The 22,941-nt window shown below is 68.7% G+C and carries 25 protein-coding genes; 13 read left to right on the forward strand and 12 right to left on the reverse strand.

The genetic code is table 11. The features are described 5' to 3' along the window. Window positions 1–7: 7 nt before the first annotated feature. Window positions 8–970 (reverse strand): zinc-binding dehydrogenase, encoded by a 963-nt coding sequence (locus AB0I98_RS03760; protein ID WP_362934697.1) that lies wholly within the window; start codon window positions 968–970, stop codon window positions 8–10. A gap of 112 nt (window positions 971–1,082) precedes the next feature. Between AB0I98_RS03760 and AB0I98_RS03765 the strand changes: the two genes are divergently transcribed. Further along, complete coding sequence (locus tag AB0I98_RS03765; RefSeq protein ID WP_362934700.1) at window positions 1,083–1,727, forward strand: helix-turn-helix domain-containing protein; 645 nt, start codon at window positions 1,083–1,085, stop codon at window positions 1,725–1,727. Between the two features lie 262 nt (window positions 1,728–1,989). On the opposite strand, the gene AB0I98_RS03770 is transcribed toward AB0I98_RS03765, so the two are convergent. Further along, window positions 1,990–2,298, reverse strand: coding sequence for a hypothetical protein (locus AB0I98_RS03770; protein WP_362934703.1), 309 nt, complete (start codon window positions 2,296–2,298; stop codon window positions 1,990–1,992). Between the two features lie 276 nt (window positions 2,299–2,574). On the opposite strand from AB0I98_RS03770, the gene AB0I98_RS03775 reads away from it, so the two are divergent. Both AB0I98_RS03775 and AB0I98_RS03780 read left to right on the forward strand, forming a co-directional pair. Further along, a complete protein-coding gene (locus AB0I98_RS03775; RefSeq protein ID WP_362934706.1) occupies window positions 2,575–3,321 on the forward strand; it encodes an MFS transporter in 747 nt (248 codons plus the stop codon). A 50-nt stretch (window positions 3,322–3,371) separates the two neighbouring features. Continuing rightward, window positions 3,372–3,914, forward strand: coding sequence for a GNAT family protein (locus AB0I98_RS03780; protein ID WP_362934709.1), 543 nt, complete (start codon window positions 3,372–3,374; stop codon window positions 3,912–3,914). A 52-nt stretch (window positions 3,915–3,966) separates the two neighbouring features. Here AB0I98_RS03780 and AB0I98_RS03785 read toward each other — a convergent pair whose 3' ends face one another. After that, window positions 3,967–4,851, reverse strand: coding sequence for an NADP-dependent oxidoreductase (locus tag AB0I98_RS03785; RefSeq protein WP_362934712.1), 885 nt, complete (start codon window positions 4,849–4,851; stop codon window positions 3,967–3,969). Window positions 4,852–4,975: 124 nt separating this feature from the next. Between AB0I98_RS03785 and AB0I98_RS03790 the strand changes: the two genes are divergently transcribed. Further along, window positions 4,976–5,389 carry a helix-turn-helix domain-containing protein gene (locus AB0I98_RS03790; protein WP_362934715.1) on the forward strand — a complete coding sequence of 138 codons (414 nt, stop codon included), beginning with the start codon at window positions 4,976–4,978 and terminating at the stop codon, window positions 5,387–5,389. Here the strand turns inward: AB0I98_RS03790 and AB0I98_RS03795 are convergent. After that, on the reverse strand, window positions 5,386–5,859 hold the full coding sequence (locus tag AB0I98_RS03795; RefSeq protein ID WP_362934718.1) for a MarR family winged helix-turn-helix transcriptional regulator: 474 nt from the start codon (window positions 5,857–5,859) through the stop codon (window positions 5,386–5,388). The genes AB0I98_RS03790 and AB0I98_RS03795 overlap by 4 nt on opposite strands. A gap of 60 nt (window positions 5,860–5,919) precedes the next feature. After that, window positions 5,920–6,375 carry a hypothetical protein gene (locus AB0I98_RS03800; protein WP_362934721.1) on the reverse strand — a complete coding sequence of 152 codons (456 nt, stop codon included), beginning with the start codon at window positions 6,373–6,375 and terminating at the stop codon, window positions 5,920–5,922. Between the two features lie 142 nt (window positions 6,376–6,517). Between AB0I98_RS03800 and AB0I98_RS03805 the strand changes: the two genes are divergently transcribed. Continuing rightward, window positions 6,518–6,853, forward strand: a complete 336-nt coding sequence (locus AB0I98_RS03805) for a YnfA family protein (protein ID WP_362934724.1) — start codon at window positions 6,518–6,520, stop codon at window positions 6,851–6,853. Window positions 6,854–6,906: 53 nt separating this feature from the next. On the opposite strand, the gene AB0I98_RS03810 is transcribed toward AB0I98_RS03805, so the two are convergent. Beyond that, a complete protein-coding gene (locus tag AB0I98_RS03810; RefSeq protein ID WP_362934727.1) occupies window positions 6,907–7,344 on the reverse strand; it encodes a nuclear transport factor 2 family protein in 438 nt (145 codons plus the stop codon). A gap of 170 nt (window positions 7,345–7,514) precedes the next feature. Here AB0I98_RS03810 and AB0I98_RS03815 point away from each other — a divergent pair, with 170 nt between their 5' ends. Together AB0I98_RS03815 and AB0I98_RS03820 are read left to right on the forward strand one after the other, a co-directional pair. Next, window positions 7,515–8,282, forward strand: coding sequence for an SDR family oxidoreductase (locus AB0I98_RS03815; protein WP_362934729.1), 768 nt, complete (start codon window positions 7,515–7,517; stop codon window positions 8,280–8,282). After that, window positions 8,282–8,443: a hypothetical protein gene (locus AB0I98_RS03820; protein ID WP_328359354.1), complete on the forward strand. Its 162-nt coding sequence runs from the start codon at window positions 8,282–8,284 to the stop codon at window positions 8,441–8,443. Before AB0I98_RS03815 ends, AB0I98_RS03820 begins: the two co-directional genes overlap by 1 nt. 19 nt (window positions 8,444–8,462) lie before the next feature. On the opposite strand, the gene AB0I98_RS03825 is transcribed toward AB0I98_RS03820, so the two are convergent. After that, entirely contained in the window at window positions 8,463–9,656 is a 1,194-nt protein-coding gene (locus tag AB0I98_RS03825; RefSeq protein ID WP_362934870.1) for an RtcB family protein, read from the reverse strand. A gap of 215 nt (window positions 9,657–9,871) precedes the next feature. On the opposite strand from AB0I98_RS03825, the gene AB0I98_RS03830 reads away from it, so the two are divergent. The 3 genes from AB0I98_RS03830 to AB0I98_RS03840 all read left to right on the forward strand — a co-directional run bounded on the left by AB0I98_RS03830 (window position 9,872) and on the right by AB0I98_RS03840 (window position 13,180). Further along, window positions 9,872–10,735 (forward strand): DUF3558 domain-containing protein, encoded by an 864-nt coding sequence (locus AB0I98_RS03830; RefSeq protein WP_362934732.1) that lies wholly within the window; start codon window positions 9,872–9,874, stop codon window positions 10,733–10,735. Window positions 10,736–10,876: 141 nt separating this feature from the next. Beyond that, entirely contained in the window at window positions 10,877–11,746 is an 870-nt protein-coding gene (locus tag AB0I98_RS03835) for a DUF3558 domain-containing protein (protein WP_362934735.1), read from the forward strand. Window positions 11,747–11,899: 153 nt separating this feature from the next. Further along, entirely contained in the window at window positions 11,900–13,180 is a 1,281-nt protein-coding gene (locus AB0I98_RS03840; RefSeq protein WP_362934738.1) for a DUF2637 domain-containing protein, read from the forward strand. 61 nt (window positions 13,181–13,241) lie between these two features. Here the strand turns inward: AB0I98_RS03840 and lysS are convergent, their stop codons facing one another. After that, the gene (gene lysS / locus AB0I98_RS03845; RefSeq protein WP_362934741.1) at window positions 13,242–15,017 is read right to left on the reverse strand and encodes a lysine--tRNA ligase; all 1,776 of its coding nucleotides are present in this window, start codon (window positions 15,015–15,017) and stop codon (window positions 13,242–13,244) included. Between the two features lie 220 nt (window positions 15,018–15,237). On the opposite strand from lysS, the gene argS reads away from it, so the two are divergent. Then, complete coding sequence (argS, locus tag AB0I98_RS03850) at window positions 15,238–17,001, forward strand: arginine--tRNA ligase (RefSeq protein ID WP_362934744.1); 1,764 nt, start codon at window positions 15,238–15,240, stop codon at window positions 16,999–17,001. Window positions 17,002–17,025: 24 nt separating this feature from the next. Here the strand turns inward: argS and AB0I98_RS03855 are convergent, their stop codons facing one another. From AB0I98_RS03855 to AB0I98_RS03865, 3 genes are read right to left on the reverse strand one after another with little or no spacing between them, the layout of a single operon-like run. Further along, window positions 17,026–18,768: a protein kinase gene (locus AB0I98_RS03855; protein ID WP_362934747.1), complete on the reverse strand. Its 1,743-nt coding sequence runs from the start codon at window positions 18,766–18,768 to the stop codon at window positions 17,026–17,028. Window positions 18,769–18,817: 49 nt separating this feature from the next. After that, the gene (locus tag AB0I98_RS03860) at window positions 18,818–20,725 is read right to left on the reverse strand and encodes a hypothetical protein (protein WP_362934750.1); all 1,908 of its coding nucleotides are present in this window, start codon (window positions 20,723–20,725) and stop codon (window positions 18,818–18,820) included. Next, window positions 20,662–21,183, reverse strand: a complete 522-nt coding sequence (locus tag AB0I98_RS03865) for an ATP-binding protein (protein ID WP_362934753.1) — start codon at window positions 21,181–21,183, stop codon at window positions 20,662–20,664. The genes AB0I98_RS03860 and AB0I98_RS03865 overlap by 64 nt, the downstream gene beginning before the upstream one ends. A 113-nt stretch (window positions 21,184–21,296) precedes the next feature. Between AB0I98_RS03865 and AB0I98_RS03870 the strand changes: the two genes are divergently transcribed. Together AB0I98_RS03870 and AB0I98_RS03875 are read left to right on the forward strand one after the other, a co-directional pair. Beyond that, a complete protein-coding gene (locus tag AB0I98_RS03870; RefSeq protein WP_362934756.1) occupies window positions 21,297–22,124 on the forward strand; it encodes a helix-turn-helix transcriptional regulator in 828 nt (275 codons plus the stop codon). After that, window positions 22,121–22,318, forward strand: a complete 198-nt coding sequence (locus AB0I98_RS03875; protein ID WP_362934759.1) for a DUF397 domain-containing protein — start codon at window positions 22,121–22,123, stop codon at window positions 22,316–22,318. The genes AB0I98_RS03870 and AB0I98_RS03875 overlap by 4 nt, the downstream gene beginning before the upstream one ends. A 9-nt stretch (window positions 22,319–22,327) precedes the next feature. Here the strand turns inward: AB0I98_RS03875 and AB0I98_RS03880 are convergent, their stop codons facing one another. Continuing rightward, the gene (locus AB0I98_RS03880; RefSeq protein WP_362934762.1) at window positions 22,328–22,684 is read right to left on the reverse strand and encodes a DUF805 domain-containing protein; all 357 of its coding nucleotides are present in this window, start codon (window positions 22,682–22,684) and stop codon (window positions 22,328–22,330) included. Window positions 22,685–22,941: the final 257 nt, after the last annotated feature.

A 22,941-nucleotide genomic window follows, 5' to 3' on the forward strand; every position in this document is an offset into this window, starting at 1 on the left:
CGAAGGCTCAGGGGGCCAGCACGACCCTGCCGAACACCCTGCCCGCGTCCATCTCGCGGTGGGCCAGCGCTGCCTTGTCCAGCGGGAGCACCTCGTGCACGACCGTGCGCAGGTCCCCATGGGCGGCAGCGGCGAACTGGGACGACCGGACGGCCTGCCGGTCGGGGCCGGGCACGGTGTCCAGGCTGAAGGTGGCGAACGACAGCGAGCTGCGGAAGGCGTCGATGAGCCGCATGCCGAAGTCCGCGGGCGGCTGCCCGGCGACCACGCCGACCGCCACATACCGCCCGTTGGAGTTCAGCCGGTCCAGGAACTGGGGAAGCCGGGGACCCCCCACGACATCGATCACCACGTCGAAGCCCGACGGTGCGTCCGGGCCGCCCTCGCCGGAGCGGTCAAGGACATGGGTTGCGCCCAGGTCCCGCAGGCGGGCGCCGCGCTCCTGGGATGAGGTGGTGACCGCCACCGCGCCCGCACCGCCCCTGGCTGCAAGCTGAACCGCCGTGATCCCGATGCTGCCCGCCGCACCGCGCACCAGCACCGTCTCGCCGGGCGCGACACGGACGCGGTCCAGGGCGAAGTGGGCGACCGCGCCGGAGCTGCCGAGCGTCACCGCGTCCGCGCCGGTCATGCCGTCGGGCAGCGGAAGGACGTCCTGGACCGAGGCGACGGCCTGCTCGGCGTACCCACCGGACAGGCCGGTGAACGCCCACACCCGCCGCCCCATCCACGAGGCGTCCACGCCCTCTCCCACCGAGGTGACGGTACCCGCCACCTCGCTGCCGAGGAGATGCCCCTCCCGGAAGCCGAGCCCGGCGAGCGTTCCTCGGCGGATCACGGCGTCCACGCCGCCCACCCCGATCGCCTCCGTGGCGATCCGTCCCTGCCCCGGGGCAGGGACGGGCACTGGCAGGTCGACGACCTCCAGACCATCGGGGTTTCCGAACTCCCTGATCACGACGGCTTTCATCTCGGCTCCTCGGGCGGTGAACGTGCAGGTCACAGGTGCTGCGTACGGGGTGGCATCACCCGTCGTCGGACCGTAACGGACGCCCCCGTCCGTTTGGCTAAAGTGAGAGGCCATGACCGACCGTTTGCCTCACCCTGTGCGCTCCGACGCCCGCGACAACCGGGCCCGCATCCTGGAGGCCGCCCGCGCCGTGTTCGGCGAGGAGGGCCTGAACGCGCCCATGCGCGAGGTTGCCCGGCAGTCGGGCGTCGGCCCGGCCACGCTGTACCGGCACTTCCCGACCAAGCGGGAACTGATCGTGAAGACCTACGCCGAGCAGTGGCGAGCCTGCCACGCCGCCGTGCGCGATGCCCTCGCGGACTCGGACCCGTGGCACGGACTCCGGAGCCTGATCGAGCGGATCTGCGAACTCCACGCGCACAGCCGGGGGTTCGCCGACGCCTTCATGGCGGCCTTCCCCGAGGCCATGGATTTCGACGCCGACCGAGAGCGGACCACGCGCGCGGTTGCCGAACTGGCCCGACGCGCCCAGGAGACCGGTCAGCTGCGCCCCGGCTTCGTCGTCGACGACCTGGCCCTCATGCTCATGGCCCACCGCGGAGTCCAGAACCTGCCGCGGCCCGCCCGGCTCACGGCTTCCCGCCGCTTCGCCGCCTACATGATCGAGGCGTTCCGTGCCACGCCGGAGACGGGAGCACCCGCGCCGCTGCCGCCGGCTCCACGCCTGCCGCTCGCGCACTCGCCCAGCACGCGATAAATCCGTCAACAGGAGGTCTGTCAATCCTCGCAGCCTGACAGGGTCTTCAACTGTTGGCGGTTTTGCTGCGCTTCCCCGCATGAATCGGGCGCGTTCGGCGGGGTGCGTGCCTTTGTGCGGTGCTCGGTCGTTAGGCCGATTGAGTGCGGGGGCGTGCCTGGTTCAGGGCTGTGGAGGGGGTGGTGGGTGTGGGCCGGTTGGTGGCGACGGCGACGTGCACCGCCTTCGGTGGTGTGGTCGAGGGCAGTGGTGAACAGGTCGGTCAGCGGCTGCTGTACCAGCGGGTGTCCTTCTTGGCCTCCCTGTGCCGCGAGATGACCGGTCGTCCGGTGGCTTCCCGGTGGGACGAGGACTCACTGGATGTGCTGGCCACCGGTGTCGACGGGCAGGGCGAGAAGCTGCCGTCCAAGGGGTGGATGACCATGCGCCGCCTGGGTTGGTCCAAGGAGGCCGCGCCCGCCGAGGGGATGTACGTCTCGGACCGGGTGCGCCGGGCGGCCGAGGAGTACGCGGCACGCACCCTGCGCCTGGCCCTGCACCGGCGCACCATCGTGGCGGCGGTCCTGGCCACCTGGCCCGCCGACCCCCGACAGCGCACCGGGGCGGAGTGGACAGCGCTGCGGGCGCTGCTGCCCGCCGGGGTCAGCGGTGCGGAAATCCGCAACCGGACCCGGCAGGTACGCGCGTATCTGGCCGAGCACGGGAAGCTGCCGGCTGGATTGTGCGAGCTGGAGGAGCCGCCCCAGGTCGCGGCGCAGGTGCTGCTGGCAGCGATGGACCGCCAGCAGGTCACCCTTGAGCGCCTGGACGAGTCGACGGCCCCGGCTCCACCCTCCTCGCAGCCGCGATGCTCGGCCTGCTCGGCGGACTCATCGACGGCTCGACGAACGGCTGGACGACTCGCCCCCTGGCCCTCCTCCTGCTGGGCCTCGCCCTGTTCGCCGCCTTCTGCCACCGCCAGCGCACCGCACCGAACCCGCTCCTGCAGCCGTCCCTCCTCCGGGACCGCGGCTTCACCTCGGGCCTGACCCTCGGCATCGTCGTCTTCGCCGCGACCGCGGGGCTCCTCTACGTCATCTCCCTCCACCTCCAACAAGGCCTCGGCCGCTCCCCCGCGGGCACCGCACTGGGCCTGATCCCCCTGTCCGTCGGGATCGTCATCGCGTCCATCGCCTGCTACCAGCTGATCCACACCCTCGGCCGCCGCCTGGTCCTCACCGGCCTGGTGATCATCCTGCTGGGCTGCGGCTGGCTCGCCCTCCTGACCGCCGAGACCGGCGCCTGGCCCCTCGTCCCGCCCCTGCTGGTCATCGGCCTCGGCATGGGCACCTGCTTCGGCACGGTCTACGACATCACGATCGGCGACATCTCCACGGAGGAGTCGGGCAGCGCGAGCGGCTCACTGAGCGCGGTGCAGCAGCTGGCCAACGCGATCGGGGCGGCGGCGGTGACGACCGTGTACTTCAAGGCCGTCGGCGACGGTGACGCCCACGCCACGAGGCTCAGCCTCGTCGTGGTCGCCGCCGCCATCGCCGTATGCCTGCCCCTCGCGGGGCTGCTGCCGCGCAAGGCGCCTGAGGGACAAGGGCGTTAGAGGGGCTTATTGGTTTGCCGCCGACCGGGACGGTCGGATAGGAAGCTCACATGCTTAGAGGCAGCAAGGTGGGGCTCAGGGCCCGGCACGAGGACGACATCCCGATCCTGCGGACCGAGCTCTACGACGACGTGGTCAACTCCGCACGGGCCGAAGGCGGTCCGTGGCGGCCGATCACGCCCGGCTCGAAGGATCCGCGGCTCGTGGTGGACGACAAGGCGGAAGGGGTCGTCCAGTTCTCCGTGGTGGAGCTGGAGGGCGACACCCTGATCGGCACCGCGACGCTGTGGGGCATCGACACCCACAACCGGTGCGCGCACATCGGGCTCGGACTGCTGCCGTCCGCCCGCGGCAAGGGCTACGGCACCGACGTCGTCGCGGTGCTGTGCCACTACGGTTTCGTCGTGCGCAGCCTGCACAGGCTGCAGATCGAGACGCTGTCGGACAACGTCGCGATGCTGCGCTCCGCCGAACGCAACGGCTTCGTCCGCGAGGGCGTCCTGCGCTCCTCGGCCTGGGTGATGGGCGAGTTCCTGGACGAGGTGCTGCTCGGGCTCCTCGTCCAGGAGTGGAAGCCGGACTCGAAGAACTAGTCAGCTCCTCCGTGCAGCCGGGGACGCCGACGGACAAGAAGCCCACGGACCCTCAAGGAACCAGCACGATCCGCCCCCGCACCCCGCCCTCCGCCAGCCGGACGTGCGCCTTGGCCGCCTCGTCCAGCGCGTACGTCTCGGCGACGCGGAGCGTCAGCACCCCCTCCTCCACCAGCCGGACCAGCTCCGTCAGCCGCGCCCCATCGGCAAGGACGCCGACCTCGCCGACCCGCACGCCCCGCACGGAAGCCGGTGCGGCATTCGGGATGACGCCCATGTACGCGCCCCCGTCCCGCACCCGCGCAAGGGCCGCCTCTCCGATGACCGCCGCGTCGAGTACGGCGTCGAAGCCGCCCCCGTCGCCGGCCGTGAAGTGGGCCGCCCCCAGGGACCGTACGAGCTCCTCGTCCTTCTCCCGCGCCAGCGCGGTCACCGATATCCCCCGGTGCGCGGCGAGTTGGATCGCATACCCACCGAGCGCGCCCGCGGCGCCGGTCACCAGGAGAGACTGATCCGGCGTCAACTCCAGGAATTCCAGGGCCTGTACGGCGGCCAGGGCGTTCAGCGGAAGTGTGGCGGCGTGGACGGCATCCACCCCTTCCGGCGCCTTCGCCACCGCGTCCGAGTCGACGACGACGTACTCGGCGTGCGTGCCCAGCGGCTTCACCGGGCCGTGGTGCAGGGCCACCACCTCGTCGCCGACGCTCCACGCACTCCCCTCACCGATCGCCTCGACGGTCCCGGCGACGTCCCAGCCGAAGCCGAGCCGCTCACCCGCGCCGCCGAAGACACCCGAGCGCACCCCGGCGTCCACGGGGTTGAGCGTGGCGGCCGCCACCTTGATCCGCACCTGCCGCGCACCCGGCTCCGGCACCTCGGTCTCCACGACCTCCACGGCCTCGGGCCCGCCGAACGTCGTCACCACAGCAGCTCGCATGACTGATAACTCCCAAGTGTCACTGTTCGCTGAGGTATCTCCTCGGCTGCAACAACCCTAGGAAGAGCTACTATCTTCTGGTAAGTAGTTACCTGAAGGTGCGTACATACCCCCGAGGTGAGCCATGGCGACCAAGACCGCGGCCCAGCGACGCGAAGAAGCCCGCATGGAGTACGACGCGTTCCTCCGCGGCTGCCCCACCCACCAACTCCTCGACCGCATCAGCGACAAGTGGGTCTGCCTGGTCCTCGCCGCCCTCTCCAACGGACCCATGCGCTACAGCGACCTCGGCCGCAAGATCGCCGGAGTGAGCCCCAAAATGCTCACGCAGACCCTGCGCTCACTGGAACGCGACGGCCTCGTCGCCCGCACGGTCACCGCATCCGTCCCCGTCCGCGTCGACTACGAACTCACCCCCCTCGGCGCCAGCCTCTCCCACATGCTCACCGCGGTGAAGGACTGGGCAGAGACCCACATCGAACAGGTCCACGAGGCACGGGAACGGTACGACGAGGAGAGCGAGAGCGCCCGGGCCTAGGCCTTGTCGGCGCGCAGCCGCGCGATCTGCTCCCCGCTGAACTCCACCGTCCGCCTCATGTGCCCAATGATCAGGGCGAGTTCGGCATCGTCCAGATCATCGAAGAGAGCCGACCAGCCACCGCTCAGCCGCTCCCACATCCGCCCGAACTCGGCGCTCTTCTCCGGCACGGTCGCCACCAGCACCCGCCGCCGGTCCCCCGCGTCCCGCTCCCGGACGACGTACCCCGCCCTCTCCAGCCGGTCCACCAGCCGCGTCGCCGACCCGGTGGTCAGCCCCGTCAGCTCCGCGATCCGGCCCGTCGTCACCGGACCGCCCTCCAGCGTGAGCAGATTCAGACACTGCAGATCGGTGGGGTGCAGCCCGAGGCGATCGGCGACGGCCTGGTTGAACAGGGCGTACGACGCCATATAGCGGCGGGACACCGCGGACAGCTCCTCGAGCAGCCGCGCCCGTGCATCGCCCGTCATCCCGCCCGCCCTTTCGTCTGCGCCGTGCAGAGATCGTACGACGCAGCAGTCGCCGTACGTCTAGAAGTAGTACTCGTCGCCGGTGTCCAGGACCAGCACCCGCTGCGGTGCACTGCCCTGGCCGCCGTCCGCCACCGTGCCGATCTCCAGCAGCACCTCCGAAGGCGCCTCCAGCAACTGCACCCGCAGCCTGACCGGCTCACCCACCCCCTTCGCGGCCAGCGCCCCGACCCGGCACAGCACCGCCCGCTCCCCCGAGCGCGCACACCCGTCCGGCAGCGTCTGCCGGTCGGCGAGCGGCTCCGACCAGGCCAACCGCACCGACGTGGCGGGCACGGCGGACGTCCCGAGATTGCGCGGCGTGAACCGTACGTCGACCCGCCCCGCGGCCAGGGACGCCGCACCGTGATAGGCGAGACCGGCCTCGGGACCGGAGCCGGCGACGGCGAGCGAGGCCGCGCCGCCGATCATCATCAGGGCGGCACCGCACGCCGCCAGCACCCGCGTCGTTCTCATCCAGCCGACTCCTCACTCCGCGGTCCGTGGTCGTACGGATGTATCCCACGCAGAGCGAGCCGCAGGCGCCGTCCATCAGGTGACGCGGGCACGGAAACGGGCACGGAGCGGGCACGAAAACGGGCCGTGCGAAGCTGCCGACATGCTCATCCTCCGCTCCGCCGCCCTCTTCGTCGTCGCCGCGCTCTTCGAGATCGGCGGCGCCTGGCTGGTCTGGCAGGGCCTGCGCGAGCACCGCGGCTGGCTCTGGATCGGCGGCGGCGTCCTCGCCCTCGGCGCCTACGGCTTCGTCGCCACCTTCCAGCCCGACGCCCACTTCGGCCGCATCCTCGCGGCATACGGCGGCATCTTCGTCGCCGGTTCGATCGCCTGGGGCATGGTCGCCGACGGCTACCGGCCGGACCGCTGGGACATCGCGGGCGCACTGATCTGCCTCGCGGGCATGGCAGTGATCATGTACGCGCCGCGCGGGGAGTGACGAAGACCGTAAATGCCGTAAATGACGTAGGTGTCTTATGTGACCTGACGACCTCAGGCCGACAGCTCGTCGGGCAGCAACCCGAGCTGCTCCAGGAACTCCATCTGATCGAAGTAGAGCCGATAGCTGACGATCCGGCCGTCCCGCACCGTCGCGAAATCAACCCCGCGGATCCTGATCTCCTTCTGCGTCGCGGGCAGGGACTCCCCCGACGGCAGCTGGATCGGACCGGTGTTCTTCCCGCTGAAGAACCCTTCGTCGATGGCGGTGTCCCCGATCTCATACGCGTACACCGTCTCGAACGTCCCCTCAGGAACCGCGTCCGTCATCTGACGCCAGTACTCGACGATGTGGTCACGCCCGTGGATCTCCCCACCGTCCGGCGTGATCGCGACCGCGTCCTCCGCATAGACCTCGGCAAGCGCCTTGAGGTCAGGTGAACCGGTGACCGCATCCGTCAGCCGGTCCATCACGTCACGAGCCTCACCCATGGATCCACCTCCTGACTCGGGAGAGGACCACCCACTTTCATTGTCCGCCCGAGTGCCGCAGTCCCGCCCCTCGAACGGCACCCGGCCGCTGCTCGCGCCCCGCCTATCCTGGCCGGAGGCACACGCATACGAACCACGAACCACCCCTCTCGCCCCTCTGGAGCTGCCGTATGACCCCCGCCGCCGCGTCCCGTATCGCCGTCATCACCGGTGCCAGCAGCGGAATCGGCGCCGCGACTGCACGGCAGCTGGCGGCCGCGGGCTACCGCGTCGTCCTCACCGCCCGCCGCAAGGACCGCATCGAGGCACTGGCCGAGGAGATCACCCAGGCAGGCCACTCGGCGACGGCATACGCCCTAGACGTCACGGACCGCGCGGCGGTGGACGAGTTCGCGAGCGCCTTCCGCTCCATCGGCGTCCTGATCAACAACGCGGGCGGCGCACTGGGCGCCGACCCGGTGGCGACCGGCGACCCGGCGGACTGGCGCCAGATGTACGAAACGAACGTCATCGGCACGCTCAACCTCACCCAGGCCCTCCTCCCGAAACTGGAGGCGAGCGGCGACGGCACGGTGGTGGTGATTTCGTCCACGGCAGGCCACGCAACGTACGAAGGTGGCGCCGGCTACGTAGCCGCCAAACACGGCGCCCACGTCCTCGCCGAAACCCTCCGCCTCGAAATCGTGGGCCGCCCGGTCCGCGTCATCGAAATCGCCCCCGGCATGGTCAAGACCGACGAATTCGCCCTCACCCGCTTCGACGGCGACAAGCAAAAGGCGGAAAAGGTCTACGAGGGAGTAGCGGCCCCCCTCACGGCCGACGACGTGGCCGACACGATCACCTGGACGGTAACCCGCCCCAGCCACGTAAATATCGACCTCCTCATCGTCCGCCCCCGCGCCCAGGCCTCCAACACCAAGGTCCACAGGGAGTTGTGATGCCGGAAGAGGAAAAGTCCGAGCAACACGACCGCGAACAGCGCCAACTGGCCCTGGAAAAGAAACGCGAACGCATCGTCTGGTACTACCTCGCGTACTTCCTCTTCGGCATCCACATCGTCGCCTTCGTAATGATCTACGCGGTGACGCACGCGAAGTGAGAAGGGCTGCCCTACTCCGTCAGCCCTTCACACAGACGACCTGCTTGAGCTTCGCCACCACCTCGACGAGATCCCGCTGCTGATCGATGACCTGCTCGATCGGCTTGTAGGCACCAGGGATCTCGTCCACGACACCGGAGTCCTTACGGCACTCCACGCCCCGCGTCTGCTCCTCCAGGTCCTTGGTCGAGAAGCGCCGCTTGGCCGCGTTGCGGCTCATGCGCCGACCGGCGCCGTGCGAGGCCGAGTTGAAGGACAGAGGGTTCCCGAGGCCCTTCACGATGTACGAACCCGTGCCCATCGAGCCCGGGATGATCCCGTACTCGCCGGAGCCGGCCCGGATCGCTCCCTTGCGGGTCACCAGCAGGTCCATTCCCTCGTACCGCTCCTCGGCCACGTAATTGTGGTGAGCGCTGATCTCGGGCTCGAAGGCCGGCTTGGCCTTCTTGAACTCCTTGCGGATCACGTCCTTCAGGAGCGCCATCATGATCGAGCGGTTGTACTTCGCGTACTCCTGCGCCCAGAACAGGTCGTTCCGGTACGCCGCCATCTGCGGGGTGTCCGCGACGAAGACGGCGAGGTCACGGTCGACCAGGCCCTGGTTGTGCGGAAGCTTCTGGGCCACGCCGATGTGGTGCTCGGCCAGTTCCTTGCCGATGTTCCGAGAGCCGGAGTGGAGCATGAGCCAGATCGATCCGTCATCACCTATGCACACTTCCGTGAAGTGATTCCCGGACCCGAGCGTTCCCATCTGCTTTGTGGCGCGTTCCTGACGGAATTTGACCGCTTCGGCAACCCCATCGAACCGCCCCCAGAAGTCATCCCACCCCCCAGCAGCGAACCCATGAAACCGCCCCGGATCAACGGGATCGTCATGCATCCCCCGCCCCACCGGAATGGCCTGCTCGATCTTCGACCGCAGCCGAGACAGATCCCCCGGCAGATCATTCGCCGTCAGAGACGTCCTCACCGCCGACATCCCGCACCCGATGTCCACCCCCACCGCCGCAGGACAGACAGCCCCCCGCATCGCGATGACGGACCCGACCGTCGCACCCTTGCCGTAGTGGACGTCCGGCATCACAGCCAGCCCCTTGATCCAGGGCAGGGTCGCCACGTTCCGCAGTTGCTGGAGGGCGCCCTCGTCGACCGTTGCCGGGTCGGTCCACATGCGGATGGGAACCTTCGCGCCCGGCATTTCCACGTACGACATATCGTCCTCAATCCCCGTAAGTGCAACAGAAGTCTTTAATCGCAAAACCGGCGCCAAGGTCAACGAAAGGGACAACGGACCGGCGTCCACGGCGTTGCGTGCGATAGACATTGTCTCCAGCGGGCACCCCCGCGCGGCAAGCGATTAACCAGCGGGGACACTGGCAGAACGGCCGGGCGGGCCCGGCAAGAGACACCGTCGAGAGGAACCTGACCGTGCAGCGGAAGGCGTACGTATCCGGCGTCGCGGCGCTCCTCGCGGCGCTGTTGGCCGGCTGCACCGGCGGCTCGGACGACGGCGGCACGGCGGACAACTCCAACCCCGGCGACACGGGCACCGCGGCGGCCGAGGCGCAGCCGGGCCGCTACCGCACGCTCCCGGAGCCGTGCGGCGCCGTGAGTCAGGAGACCCTCGACTCGCTGCTCCCCGGCATCAGGCAGCTGACGGACGAGGAGCAGCGCGAGAACGCCTACGCGGGCGACCCCACGCAGACCTTCGACACGGACCGCAAGGTCGGCTGCCGCTGGAAGGTCGAGTCGACGGAGGCCACGGACCACCTGCTCGTCGACTTCGAGCGGGTGGTGTCGTACGACAACGCCGTCAGCGACGACAGCGAGGCGGAGTCGCTGTTCGCGACGAGGGAGGAAGCGGCCGACCTCCCCGAGCCGACGGTCTCGGCCACGGAGTCGGAATCAGAGTCGGAGTCGGTGTCTCCGTCCGACTCCGCGTCCCAGTCCTCGTCCCCCTCCACCGCGTCCCCCTCCACATCCCCCTCCGGCTCCTCCGCCGCCGACCCCAGCTCCAGCGCCAGCTCCTCCCCCTCCGCCACCCCCTCCGACCTCCAGCCCCGCCTCCTCGACGGTCTCGGTGACGAGGCGTTCCTGGACGACGTGCTGAGCAGCGCCGGTTCGACGGCTCGGCAGCGCACGGTGACTGTGGCGTTCCGCACGTCGAATGTGATCGTGACGATCCAGTACGAGGAGCAGCCGGCGACGGTCGGCATCGTGCCGGACAGCAAGGAAATGCAGGACAGGGCGCAGAAGTTGGCTTCTCAGCTGGCGGACTCGCTGGCCGACTAGCGTGCCGTAAGGCCTCTTTGCAAAGCAGTCGAACGAGGAACACACAAGTCCTTCACCGCGTACCGTGGCCCCTCGGACCCGATCCGACCGCAGGAACCTCAGCGTCCCCGGACCCGATCCGACGGCAGGAGCACGAGCGTCATGAGTGAAGGAACCATGCAGCGACGAGCACAGCTAGACCAGCGTGACCGGCGGGGGAAGCGTCTTGGCCGCGTCCTTGTGTGCGCGGCCGCGGTTCCCGTGATGCTGATCGCCGCCGGCTGCTCCTCCGACTCCGGCTCGGGTTCCGGTTCCGACAGTGCCGGCGAGGGCAAGAGCGCGGGCCCCGGGGCGTCGGCGTCGGCGAGCCCGTCGCCGACGGTTCAGGCGGCGGCGTACGCGAAGCTTCCGAAGCCCTGCACCGTGCTGGCGAAGAAGACGCTGGGCGATCTGGTGCCGAAGGCCAAGACGTCCGGCAAGCAGGGCAATTCGAGCGATGCCGCGTCGCGCGGCAACTGTTCCTGGAGCAGCCTGGACGACAACGGCGTGAAGGGCTCGCAGTTCCGCTGGCTGAATGTCTCCCTGCTCCGCTTCGACTCGGACACGACGCGCGGTGCCGGCGACGAACTGGCTCAGGAGTACTACGACAAGCAGGTCCAGGCCGCCCAGTCGGCGGAGGGCGCGAAGGGCGTCAAGTCCGAGCCGGTCACCGGCATGGGCGACGCGGCGACGGCGGTGCGCTACGACCTGAAGAAGAAGGAGGGTTCCTTCAAGCAGCAGACGGTCGTGGTGCAGGTCGAGAACGTCGTCGTCACCGTCGACTACAACGGCGCGGGCCTGGCGGGCGAGAAGACCCCGAGCGCGACGGATCTGATGAAGGACGCGCAGAAGGCGGCGAAGGAGGCAGTGGCGGCGGTGTCGTCCGCCAACGGCTCTACGGAGAGCAGCGCATCGCCCTCGAAGTCGGCGTCAGCGTCAGCGTCAGCGTCGAAGAGTGCCTCCCCGTCGAAGTCCGCGGCGAAGAAGAACTGACCGTCACATCGGGCCCAACTCGCAGCAGAACACAACCATTTGACGGAGCCCGGCGCCCTTCTGGGACCGGGCTCTCACGTCCCGGCAACCCGCGCGCCGTACACATGTGCCACTCTGTTGCGCGCAACGACTTGCACGGGGAGGGGAGTACGGGTGGCCGCGCCACTGCAGCTGACACGGACGCACCGGGTTCTGATCGGCGTGGTCGTCTTCGGTGCCGTCATCATCGCCGGCATCGGCTTCGCGGGTTCGTACGCCGCTGTCCGCGAACTGGCCCTCCAGAAGGGCTTCGGGGACTTCAGTTACGTCTTCCCGATCGGTATCGACGCGGGCATCTGCGTCCTGCTCGCCCTTGATCTGCTCCTCACCTGGATACGCATACCCTTCCCGCTCCTGCGCCAGACGGCGTGGGTGCTGACGGTGGCGACGATCGCCTTCAACGGCGCTGCGGCCTGGCCGGACCCGCTGGGTGTGGGTATGCACGCGGTGATCCCGATCCTGTTCGTGGTCTCGGTCGAGGCCGCCCGCCACGCGATCGGCCGCATCGCGGACATCACGGCGGACAAGCACATGGAGGGGGTCCGCATGACGCGCTGGCTCCTCTCCCCCGTGCCCACGTTTCTCCTCTGGCGCCGTATGAAGCTCTGGGAGCTCCGTTCCTACGACCAAGTCATCAAGCTCGAGCAGGAACGCCTCGTCTACCAGGCCCGCCTCCGCTCCCGCTTCGGCCGCGGCTGGCGCCGCAAGGCCCCGGTCGAGTCCCTGATGCCACTGCGCCTGGCAAAGTACGGCGTCCCCCTGGCGGACACGGCCCCGGCGGGCTTGGCGGCGGCGGGCATCGAACCGGCACTGCTGCCTCCGGCCCCGAAGCAGGAAATCGACGCCGCAGCGGCACCTCCCAGCGAGCAGCGCCTGGAGCTGGACAGCAACCAGGACGCCGAGCAGCTGTACTACGCCCCCGAAGCGGACCAGAACCCCTGGCTGCACGCCCGGGACCCGCAGTCCATCGAGTACCACGGCGACTACGACCCGACATACGAGCCGCCGTACGACCCGACCTACGACGCGGAACCGGTCTACGCCCAGAGGTACGCGGAGCAACAAGAGGCGGAGCAGTACAACGAGCCTCCTCCCCCGGCACCCTCAGAACCCTCGATGGATGAGACCGGCAGTTTCCGCATCCCAGTGAGCCGGGGCCGTACCCGCGAACTCGGCGAGGGCGGCGGCACGCCCGCTCCCGACCCGACCGAAGAGGACTACTACCAGGTCTTCAAGAAGTCGATAGGCGGCACCGGCTATCCGACCCCGCGCGAGTACAGCGAGAACGTCGAGGCGGAGTTCAGCATCACGCTCCTGCCGGACGAGGCGAAGCGCATGGTCAACCGGTTCACGAAGCTCTACAACGCGGAACTGGAAGAGAACCACATCGCCTGACGGGCACAAGGAAAGGGGCCCTCGTTCCATCGAGGGCCCCTTTCCCGTACCGCCTATTCGCCTATTCGCCGAGCAGGCGCCGTACCCGCTCCTGCCCCACCGCCAGCAGCAGCGTGGGCAGCCGCGGCCCGGTGTCCCGTCCCACCAGCAGGTGGTACAGCAGCGCGAAGAACGACCTCTGCGCGGTCTTGATCTCGGCCGGCAGTTCCTTGGGCGTGGCGTCGGCGGGGAACCCGGCCTGCACCTTGGGCACGCCGTAGACGAGGTGGGTGAGCCCGTCAAGCGACCAGTGGTCGGCGAGCCCGTCGAGGAGGAGCCGCAGCGACTGCTGGGACGCCTCGTCGAGGGACTTCAGCAGGGCGACGTCGGGCTCGTCCCGCACGATGGTGCGCTGGTCGGCGGAGACGTGCGTGTTGATCCAGGCCTCGGCCTTGTCGAACCGCGGCCGTACCTCGTCCAGCGACCCGAGCGGCTGCTCCGGATCCAGCTCGGAGAGGATCCGCAGCGCCTGGTCCTCGTGCCCGGCGGTGATGTCGGCGACGGACGCGAGGGTCCGGTACGGCATCGGCCGCGGCGTACGCGGCAGCTCACCGCTCGCGGTCCGCACGGCACGCGAGTGCGCGGCGACGTCGCCGGGCAGCGCAGACCCTCCCCCAGAGCCGAAAGCCTGGGAGGTGCCCCCAGCCACCTTCGCGTCCAGCTTGTCCCACTCGTCGTAGAGCCGCTGGATCTCCTGGTCGAAGGCGATCTTGAAGGACTGGTTGGGACGACGCCGGGCGTAGAGCCAGCGCAGGAGCTGCGGCTCCATGATCTTCAGGGCGTCAGCAGGGGTGGGCACCCCACCCCGCGACGAGGACATCTTCGCCATGCCGCTGATGCCCACGAACGCGTACATCGGCCCGATCGGCTGCTTCCCACCGAAGATCCCGACGATCTGCCCGCCCACCTGGAAGCTGGAACCCGGCGACGAGTGGTCGACCCCGCTCGGCTCGAACACAACCCCCTCGTACGCCCACCGCATCGGCCAGTCGACCTTCCAGACCAGCTTGCCGCGGTTGTACTCGCTCAGCCGGACGGTCTCGGCGAACCCGCAGGCGTCGCAGGTGTACGACAGCTCGGTGGTGTCGTCCTCGTAGGAGGTGACGGTGGTGAGGTCCTTCTCGCAGTTGCCGCAGTAGGGCTTGTACGGGAAGTACCCGGCGGAGCCGAAGGAGCCGTCGTCCTCGGCGGCGGCGCCCGACCCTTCGGCGGCCTCCAGCTCGGCCTCGTCGACGGGCTTCTGCGACTGCTGCTTCTTGGCGGGGGCCTTCTTGGTCCGGTACTGGTCGAGGATCGCGTCGATGTCGCCGCGGTGCCGCATGGCGTGCAGGATCTGCTCCCGGTACACGCCGGAGGTGTACTGCGCGGTCTGGCTGATCCCGTCGAACTCCACGCCCAGCTCGGCCAGCGACTCGATCATCGCGGCCTTGAAGTGCTCGGCCCAGTTGGGGTGGGCGGAGCCCTTGGGGGCGGGGACGGAGGTCAGCGGCTTGCCGATGTGCTCGGCCCACGACTCGTCGACCCCGGCGACGCCCGCCGGCACCTTGCGGTACCGGTCGTAGTCGTCCCAGGAGATCAGATGCCGGACCTGACGGCCCCGCCGCCGGATCTCGTCCGCGACGAGATGCGGAGTCATCACCTCACGCAGATTCCCGAGGTGGATGGGCCCGGACGGCGACAGCCCGGACGCGACGACAACCGGTTTGCCCGGGGCCCGACGCTCCGACTCCTCGATGACCTCATCCGCGAAACGGGAGACCCAGTCGGTGGTCTCGGTGCTCTGAGCCACGATCGGCACGTCCTTCTTTCTCCAGGGCAGCCGTACGGTCAACGACTGACGCCGTTCATTCTCCCAGCTAGAACGTCAACAGCGAAAACGCCTTTTCAAGAGCGCCCCGAAGGGGCGCGGGGAACTGCGCGACAAGCCCCCACCGGCCAGCAGCCGCAGAAAACCCCTTTACCCCCCATGGGATACTGACCGTGTCTATCCAACACACGAGGAGAACGGCTCCCACCTCATGGCCTCGGTCACGTCCCTCACCGCTTCCGTCAACCAGCGCCTCGCCGACGCCCTCGCTTCCGCCCTCCCGGAAGCCGACGGAGTCGACCCGCTGCTCCGACGCAGCGACCGGGCCGATTTCCAGGCCAACGGCATCCTCGCCCTGGCGAAGAAGGCGAAGGCGAACCCGAGGGAGCTGGCGACACAGGTCGTTGCCAACATCACCTCCGGCGACGTGATCAAGGACATCGAGGTCTCCGGCCCCGGCTTCCTGAACATCACGATCACCGACAAGGCGATCACCGACAACCTCGCCGCACGCTACGCAGACCCCGACCGCCTCGGCGTCGCCCCGAAGGAGAACGCGGGCGTAACCGTCATCGACTACGCCCAGCCGAACGTGGCCAAGGAGATGCACGTAGGCCACCTCCGCTCCGCGGTGATCGGCGACGCCCTCCGCGGCATGCTCGACTTCACCGGCGAGAAGACGATCGGCCGGCATCACATCGGCGACTGGGGCACCCAGTTCGGCATGCTCATCCAGTACCTGATCGAGAACCCGGGTGAGCTGGCCCCGCCGTCCGAGGTGGACGGCGAGCAGGCCATGTCGAACCTGAACCGGGTCTACAAGGCGTCGCGCGCGGTCTTCGACTCGGACGACGACTTCAAGGAGCGGGCGCGGAAGAGGGTCGTCGCGCTGCAGTCCGGCGACAAGGAGACGCTCGATCTGTGGCAGCAGTTCGTGGACGAGTCGAAGGTCTACTTCTACTCGGTCTTCGAGAAGCTGGACATGGAGGTCCGGGACGACGAGATCGTCGGCGAGTCGGCGTACAACGACCTGATGCCGGAGACGGCGAGGCTGCTGGAGGAGACCGGCGTAGCAGTGCGCTCCGAGGGCGCGCTCGTCGTCTTCTTCGACGAGATCCGCGGCAAGGACGACCAGCCGGTGCCGCTGATCGTGCAGAAGGCGGACGGCGGCTTCGGTTACGCGGCGAGCGATCTCTCCGCGATCCGGAACCGTGTCTTCGACCTGCACGCGACGACGCTGCTCTACGTCGTGGACGTACGCCAGTCCCTGCACTTCAAGATGGTCTTCGAGACGGCCCGCCGGGCGGGCTGGCTCACCGAACACGTCACCGCGCACAACATGGGCTACGGCACGGTGCTGGGCGCGGACGGCAAGCCGTTCAAGACGCGTGCGGGTGAGACGGTGAAGCTGGAGGACCTCCTCGACGAGGCGGTGCAGCGGGCGACGGTGGTCGTGCGCGAGAAGGCCGAGAAGGTGGGCCTGACCGAGGAGGAGATCGTAGAGAACGGGCGGTACGTCGGGATCGGCGCCGTGAAGTACGCGGACCTGTCGACGTCGCCGAACCGTGACTACAAGTTCGACCTGGACCAGATGGTGTCGCTGAACGGCGACACGTCGGTCTACCTCCAGTACGCGTACGCCCGAATCAAGTCGATCCTGCGCAAGGCGGAGGGAGCTGCCCCGGTCGCACACCCGGAGCTCGAACTCGCCCCCGCAGAGCGGGCGTTGGGTCTCCACCTGGACGCGTTCGGCGACACAGTCTTCGAGGCGGCGGCGGAGTACGCGCCGCACAAGCTGGCCGCGTACCTGTACCAGCTGGCCTCGCACCTGACGACGTTCTACGACCAGTGCCCGGTCCTCAAGGCCGAGACCCCGGAGCAGACGGAGAACCGACTGTTCCTGGTCGACCTGACCGCCCGCACCCTGCACCAGGGCATGGCCCTGCTGGGCATCAGGACGCCCGAGCGGCTCTGACGCTGGCGTATGGACGGCGGGCGGTCATTGCCCTTGGTGACCGCCCGCCCTCAATTCGTCATAGAGCTTGTCCACGGCGGAGAGGCGCCTCAACGCATCCTCGTAGTTGTACATGAGGTCGGACATGTACCAATTGACCGTGCTTTGGTCGTAGCCCTTCTTGACCACTGCGAACCCGTGCACGTCATTTGCTCCGCGCCATTGTTTGAGGTGGGCCGTGGCAAAGGCAACGTTCACCCCAGCTTGGTAGACGGCGTCAGCGATCAGGCTCGCCGCCGTCTCGGGAACCATCTCGGTGATCGCCGCCTCCACGACGGCGGCGCGACGCAGCGCCCGGTCGGTGTCCGCCGTGATCATGGCGATGCGTTCATGCACCTCCTCGATGGAGTAGCCGCGACGGGCGATGCGGAAGTCCCGGGCCGGCGTGTCCAGGGCCGGCCCGGCGGCAGTGGCCGGGAGGGGCAGGGGAGCGGGGACAGTGGGCTGAGGTTGGCTCCCGGTCCGAACGGCGGCCTCCTGCGCCCGCATACTGGCGGCCAGCCTCTCGGTGCCTGCTTGGATCCTGGCCAGCGCAGCCTGGTTGTCGGCCATGAGAGCCTCGTTCTCGGCAGTCAGCCTGGCCAGCTCATCGTTGCCGTCTTTCAGCCTCGCCAGCCGTTGTTCGGCGTCCGCGTCGACCGTCCCGTTCCCGGCCTCCGCCTTGACCCGATCGGCATCTGCGCGAGCCGCGTGCAGCAGTTGTTCCGCGTCCGCGCGAGCCGCGCGCAACAGCCCCTCGGCTTCCGCGCGGGCGGAGGCCCCCTCTCCCTCCGCCCGCTCCCAGACCTCCCACGCCTTCGTGAGCAACCGCCCCGCGAGTGAGTCCCCGTGCCCCGGTCCGAGCGCGTCCAGTGGCTTGCTGTCGGGCAGCGCGACGGCATGCTCGATCAGCAGGGTGCTCAGGGCGTCGTGGACGACGGCCGCGTCCTGTGGCCGGCTGTCGGGGTGTTTCGCGAGCAGGCTCATGAGCAGGTCGTCCAGGCTCCCGGGCAAGCCCGCGACGAGCGAGCTCGGCGCGACCGGGGTGTCCTCCATCTGCATCCGCAGTACGGCCCACTGGACATCGCTGGTGAAGGGCGGACGGCCGGTCACCGCGTGGTAGAGAAGACAGCCCAGGGAGTACAGATCGCTGCGATGGTCGATCGCGCGGGCTCCCACGGCCTGTTCCGGGGACATGTACGGCGGCGAGCCGAGCGGCGCCCCCGTCACCGTGAGTTCGCGGGCACCGATCGTCTCCCCCATGAACTTCGCGACCCCGAAGTCCAGGACCTTCACCGTCCCCGAGGGAGTGAGGAGCGCGTTCGCGGGCTTGATGTCCCGGTGGACGACACCCTGGCTGTGCGCGGCGTGCAGCGCCTCGGCGATCTGTGCGCCCCAGCCGACAGCGAGCGCCCAGGGCGGTGCGGACTCCGCCAGTCTCCTGTGAAGAGGCAGTCCCTCCACGAGTTCCATCACCAGGAAGAGGGTCTGGCGCCCGTCGACCGACACCTCACCCCAGTCGTGCACGGTCACGATGTTCTGATGGGACAGCCGCCCCGCCAGCTGCACTTCGCGCTGGAACCGGGCCTGTGTCTCCGACTCGTCCATCCCGTACTGCGGATGAACCACCTTGACCGCGACGTCCCGCCGCATCCGCTCATCCTGAGCCGCCCAGACCTGCCCCATGCCGCCCGCGCCCAGCAACTGGCCGATCCGGAACCGCCCGGCAAGCAGTTCGCCGCCCTGCACCTGTGACCTCCCAAGCCGCGTTCCCGCCACTCATTGTGTCCGACGGGGCTCAACTCCCCGAGGAGCTGCCCGAGCTTCCGTACGACCCACCGGCCAGCCGCCGCAACCGCCGTGACTCCTCCTCGAGACGGCCTGCAACACCTCCGGCACCGCCCGCCGTGTCATCCAGCCCACTGGCGAGCAGCTGGGCGGCGAGGGTGTCGAAGTAGTGGGCGGTGGCCAGGAGTTGGTCCTCAAGGTCGAAGATGGAAGCAGCGGCGAGGACGTTGGCCTCGTCGAGCACGCGGTTGATCTGCCGGGCGATCTCGTCGCGGGCGTCCTGCGTCAGGTCCACCGCCCTGCTGGTCTGGGCGAGGATGGAGTGACAGGAACGCCTCAGTTCCTGCACCAGCCGATGATCGCGAGAGGGAAACGACAGTCCCGTGACGGCGGGGCTCTGGAAGTTGCCTTGCACGATGCGGTTGGCCGCCACGAGCGGCTCGAAGTGCCGCAGATCGATCGCGCTGGTCGCCCCGAGCGCCGCCCGGAAACATGGATGGACGTGGAACTCCGCCTCGTGGGCCTGCACGGGCAGATCGTCACCCCCCGCGAACACCACGTCGTTGCCACGCCGCACCCCGAGGAAGCCGACGGCGTAGAGGACGTCGATGATGCCGGGGAGGGTCAGCGCGTCGGCGTACGCGGGGAACAGCCGGTGGAGCGATTCAGCCGCCGCCTCGAAGCGGGTGGCGAGAGCGGCCCGGGTGACGACGTACCCCGTGTTCTGGAAGAGCGGAAACAGATGCTTCAGGAAGGGATGCGCGACCAGATACTCCAGCGCCAGATCCTTCAGCTTCCAGTCGGAGAACTGCCGCCCCGCCTGCAGCACATCCCCCTCGGTGATCCGCTCCCGCCCATGGATCAACCAGGCCGTCTCCTGGCAGAGGTTGAGGAACTGGATGGCGTCCCGCGGCCGGGGCAGACACCGCCGGAACAGGTAGCTCGCGGTCTCCTCCCCCTCCACCACCGCCGGAAACAGCTCTCCCCACAGCAGCTCGGCCGTCATCTCGGCCCCCACGGAGGCCCGCGCCCGAGCCAGCGCGAGATCCCGCAACGCCTGCTCGGTCCACGTGATCCGCAGCTCGTCCCCGCGGAACTTGTCGCCCTCCCCGAAGGACAGCGAGTCGTAGATATCGGCGCGCAGAAACAGCAGGAACCGCACGGCACCGCCGTACAGACTGACCGCGTGCTTCGCGGCGAGCAGCAGTCCGATCACCATCGAGTTGCTGTCCGACTCGGCGGACCACACCTGCTCCAGCTGGTCGACCATGAGCAGCAGCGGCCCGTGCTCACCGGCGCAGCCGAGGTCGGTGAAGGCCTTGGCCACGCCCTGCTCGACGACCTCCAGCTGCCGGGCGGCCTGCGCACCCTCCGACGGAGCCGACGCCAGGTCGACCCCCGCCTTGACCCCGAACGCCTCCAGGGACAGCGAGGTCTGCAGTCCCCGCGCCCCCTGCGCGAGCCGGTCCCCGAGCCGCCCGCCGGCCGACTCCCCGTTCTGCTTCAGAAACCGCGCCAGCGCTTTCACGGAGTCAAGCTTGCGCCGGTGTGCGTCCTTGGCGTGCGTCACCAGGTGGCGAGCGGCATGTACGGCGAACAGGTACCGCCAGATCAACGACTTCGCCGAGTCTCCCGGCAGCCCCTGCAACTCGAACCGCCGGATCTCCTCCCCGGCGGTCTCGTCGGGGGTCACCAGCACGGTCCCGGCATGCTGCCCGCCGTCCGCCGACAGTTGCATGCAGATCGCGCTCTTGCCGGACCCCTTGCGCCCGATGATCAGCATCTTCCGCCCGGACAGCGCCGCGCGATAGGCGGCGTTGGGCAGAAACCCGCCGCGCAGCAACAGTCCTTCGGTCACATCCCGTTCGGCATCCTCACGCCCGAAGTGCAGCCGCGCGAGTACGGGCCCGTCAGCCATCCCGCCCCCCTATATGTCGCCCCGTAGGCCGACACGGTATCGGCACAGCCCACCGTCACGGGACAGACGAACTCACACCACACCACTTTCCCCAACTCCCGCTCCCGCACCCCCCATCCATCACTCAGCGCGGCGACGAGCACCAGTCCCCGCCCACCCTCGTCCCGCTGCTCCACGACACGCGGCACACCACCCCCGCTGTCGTGCACCTCGACCCCCAGCACGCGCCCGTCGTACCGCAGGAACAGCAGCAACTGCCGCCCGGGCGGAACGCCGTGCGTCAACGCGTTGGTCACCAGCTCGCTCACACAGAGCAGTACGTCGTCGGCGCGCGGGCTTCCGTCGAGCCCCCACCCGGCGAGAGTCTCGGCCGCGAACCGCCGCGCGGCGGGCACGGATCGCCGGTCGCGGGGGAAGAACTTCTGGCGCAGCGGCGGGAGTTGGATCGTCTCGTTCACGGGACGAGAGTTGCGGAGAGTGACTAGCGTTGATCACCCGGTGAACCCGTACGGATTTTTTGTACGGGCTCGTACCCGGTGACGTACGTGTGCCTTGGGGGATTGAGACCAGCATGAGCGCGAAGAGGCCGCCGCGGCCGAAGAACCTGACGTCGATGAAGATGCTCGGCAAGCAACTCGCGGCTGCGCGCCGCGCCGCGGGCTACACCCAGCGAGAGCTGGGGGACCTGGTCAAGCTGGATGAGGAGACCATCGCGTCGATCGAGCAGGGTAGGAGGTCTCTAAAACCGGACCTGGCGGCGCTGTTGGACGACATCCTCCAGACCAAGGGGATGCTGTCGGTGGGCGTGGCCAACCTGCCGGAGATCGACCAGTTCCCGATGTGGGCGGAGCTGTATATGCAGCATGAGCGGGAGGCGATTGCGCTGTCGTGGTACGACAACGCGGTCGTCCCCGGCCTGCTACAGACCAGGGCGTACGCCCACGCTCTGCTGAGCGGGCGTGTTCCGGCCTACGAAGCGGACGAGCTGGAGACCAAGGTCGCTGCCCGTATGGAGCGCCGCGAGATCCTGCACCGCAAGGTTCCGCCGACCCTGAGCTTCGTGGTCTGGGAGCCGGCACTTCTCATGCCCACCGGAGGACGCGAGGTCCACCTCGAACAGCTGCGCTTTCTGCGCGAGTGCTCCGAACTCCCTTGCCTGTCACTGCAGATCCTGCCGTTGAACCGTACGTCTCACGCGGGAGACGCGGGCCCGTTCATCCTCGTCGAGACACCCGACCACCAGCACCTCGCCTACACCGAGTCGCAGCGCGGCAGCCAGTGGGTCTCGAACCCGGATGAAGTGTCCATCCTGGCGCGCAAGTATGCGATGCTGCGGACGCAGGCCCTCACCATCGAGGAGTCAAGAAGCCTGCTGGATCGTCTGCTAGGAGAGCCATGAGCACCGCACTTCAGTGGTTCAAGTCGACCTACAGCAGCAGCGAAGGCGGCGCGTGCCTCGAAGTCGCCGTCTCCTGGCGCAAGTCCAGCTGTGCCATCCACATCCGCGACTCCAAGAACCCCGAGGAAAGCGGCCCCACCTTCACCGCCTCCCCCGAGGCCTGGGCCGCTTTCACCGCGTACGCCACCCGCTGAGCCGAAGCGTCAGGCGTGGGCCGGCGCGAACTTGGGGTTCGGGCCGTACTTGTTGGTGTCCTGGCTGTCCGCGCAGAGGAAGACCAGCATCACGATCAGGCCGACGAGCGGGACGATGCTGATGAGGACCCACCAGCCCGTGCGGCCGGTGTCGTGCAGCCGGCGGATCGCGACACCAAGGGCCGGCAGGAACAGCGCGACGGTGAGGATGGGGACGAGGACGTTCGAGCCGATGACGGCCATGTCGACGACCGACAGCACGATGGCGATGACCGTGTAGATCAGCGTGAACATCCAGTATTCCTTGCGGCGCGCACGCCCGTTGAACACCGCGTACTTCTTGACAACGTCGACGAACCAGTTCATGTAAATCCCCCCATGGGATCGATGCTTGAGCCTCACCGATCGGATCCGGCCAGAGGCAGAACGTACGGAGCTGACGGGGTCTCGTCAACGCGGTAAAAGTCCCTGCTCAGCGGGGTGTTGGGGGCAATCCCAATGGCGTATTCGGGACAGAACCGTCCAAGGGCACCGATGATTCCGTCGCCCGCGCGCGAACCGTGCGCGATTCGTGTCCCGTCCTACGCCGCTTCGAAGCCGGAACGATCTCGAACCGTTGTCAG

The organism is Streptomyces sp. NPDC050211, assembly GCF_040656035.1.
GTDB lineage: Bacteria > Actinomycetota > Actinomycetes > Streptomycetales > Streptomycetaceae > Streptomyces.

What these genes read in the sequence shown, in the direction of transcription:
- AB0I98_RS03760 (WP_362934697.1), bottom strand. Translation starts at nt 970, where the DNA reads ATGAAAGCCGTCGTGATCAGGGAGTTCGGAAACCCCGATGGTCTGGAG.
- AB0I98_RS03785 (WP_362934712.1), bottom strand. Translation starts at nt 4,851, where the DNA reads ATGCGAGCTGCTGTGGTGACGACGTTCGGCGGGCCCGAGGCCGTGGAG.
- AB0I98_RS03790 (WP_362934715.1), top strand. Translation starts at nt 4,976, where the DNA reads ATGGCGACCAAGACCGCGGCCCAGCGACGCGAAGAAGCCCGCATGGAG.
- AB0I98_RS03880 (WP_362934762.1), bottom strand. Translation starts at nt 22,684, where the DNA reads ATGAACTGGTTCGTCGACGTTGTCAAGAAGTACGCGGTGTTCAACGGG.
- AB0I98_RS03805 (WP_362934724.1), top strand. Translation starts at nt 6,518, where the DNA reads ATGCTCATCCTCCGCTCCGCCGCCCTCTTCGTCGTCGCCGCGCTCTTC.
- argS (WP_362934744.1), top strand. Translation starts at nt 15,238, where the DNA reads ATGGCCTCGGTCACGTCCCTCACCGCTTCCGTCAACCAGCGCCTCGCC.
- AB0I98_RS03875 (WP_362934759.1), top strand. Translation starts at nt 22,121, where the DNA reads ATGAGCACCGCACTTCAGTGGTTCAAGTCGACCTACAGCAGCAGCGAA.
- AB0I98_RS03820 (WP_328359354.1), top strand. Translation starts at nt 8,282, where the DNA reads ATGCCGGAAGAGGAAAAGTCCGAGCAACACGACCGCGAACAGCGCCAA.
- AB0I98_RS03765 (WP_362934700.1), top strand. Translation starts at nt 1,083, where the DNA reads ATGACCGACCGTTTGCCTCACCCTGTGCGCTCCGACGCCCGCGACAAC.
- AB0I98_RS03780 (WP_362934709.1), top strand. Translation starts at nt 3,372, where the DNA reads ATGCTTAGAGGCAGCAAGGTGGGGCTCAGGGCCCGGCACGAGGACGAC.
- AB0I98_RS03810 (WP_362934727.1), bottom strand. Translation starts at nt 7,344, where the DNA reads ATGGGTGAGGCTCGTGACGTGATGGACCGGCTGACGGATGCGGTCACC.
- AB0I98_RS03815 (WP_362934729.1), top strand. Translation starts at nt 7,515, where the DNA reads ATGACCCCCGCCGCCGCGTCCCGTATCGCCGTCATCACCGGTGCCAGC.
- AB0I98_RS03860 (WP_362934750.1), bottom strand. Translation starts at nt 20,725, where the DNA reads ATGGCTGACGGGCCCGTACTCGCGCGGCTGCACTTCGGGCGTGAGGAT.
- AB0I98_RS03870 (WP_362934756.1), top strand. Translation starts at nt 21,297, where the DNA reads ATGAGCGCGAAGAGGCCGCCGCGGCCGAAGAACCTGACGTCGATGAAG.
- AB0I98_RS03800 (WP_362934721.1), bottom strand. Translation starts at nt 6,375, where the DNA reads ATGAGAACGACGCGGGTGCTGGCGGCGTGCGGTGCCGCCCTGATGATG.
- AB0I98_RS03825 (WP_362934870.1), bottom strand. Translation starts at nt 9,656, where the DNA reads ATGTCGTACGTGGAAATGCCGGGCGCGAAGGTTCCCATCCGCATGTGG.
- AB0I98_RS03795 (WP_362934718.1), bottom strand. Translation starts at nt 5,859, where the DNA reads ATGACGGGCGATGCACGGGCGCGGCTGCTCGAGGAGCTGTCCGCGGTG.
- AB0I98_RS03775 (WP_362934706.1), top strand. Translation starts at nt 2,575, where the DNA reads ATGCTCGGCCTGCTCGGCGGACTCATCGACGGCTCGACGAACGGCTGG.
- AB0I98_RS03835 (WP_362934735.1), top strand. Translation starts at nt 10,877, where the DNA reads ATGAGTGAAGGAACCATGCAGCGACGAGCACAGCTAGACCAGCGTGAC.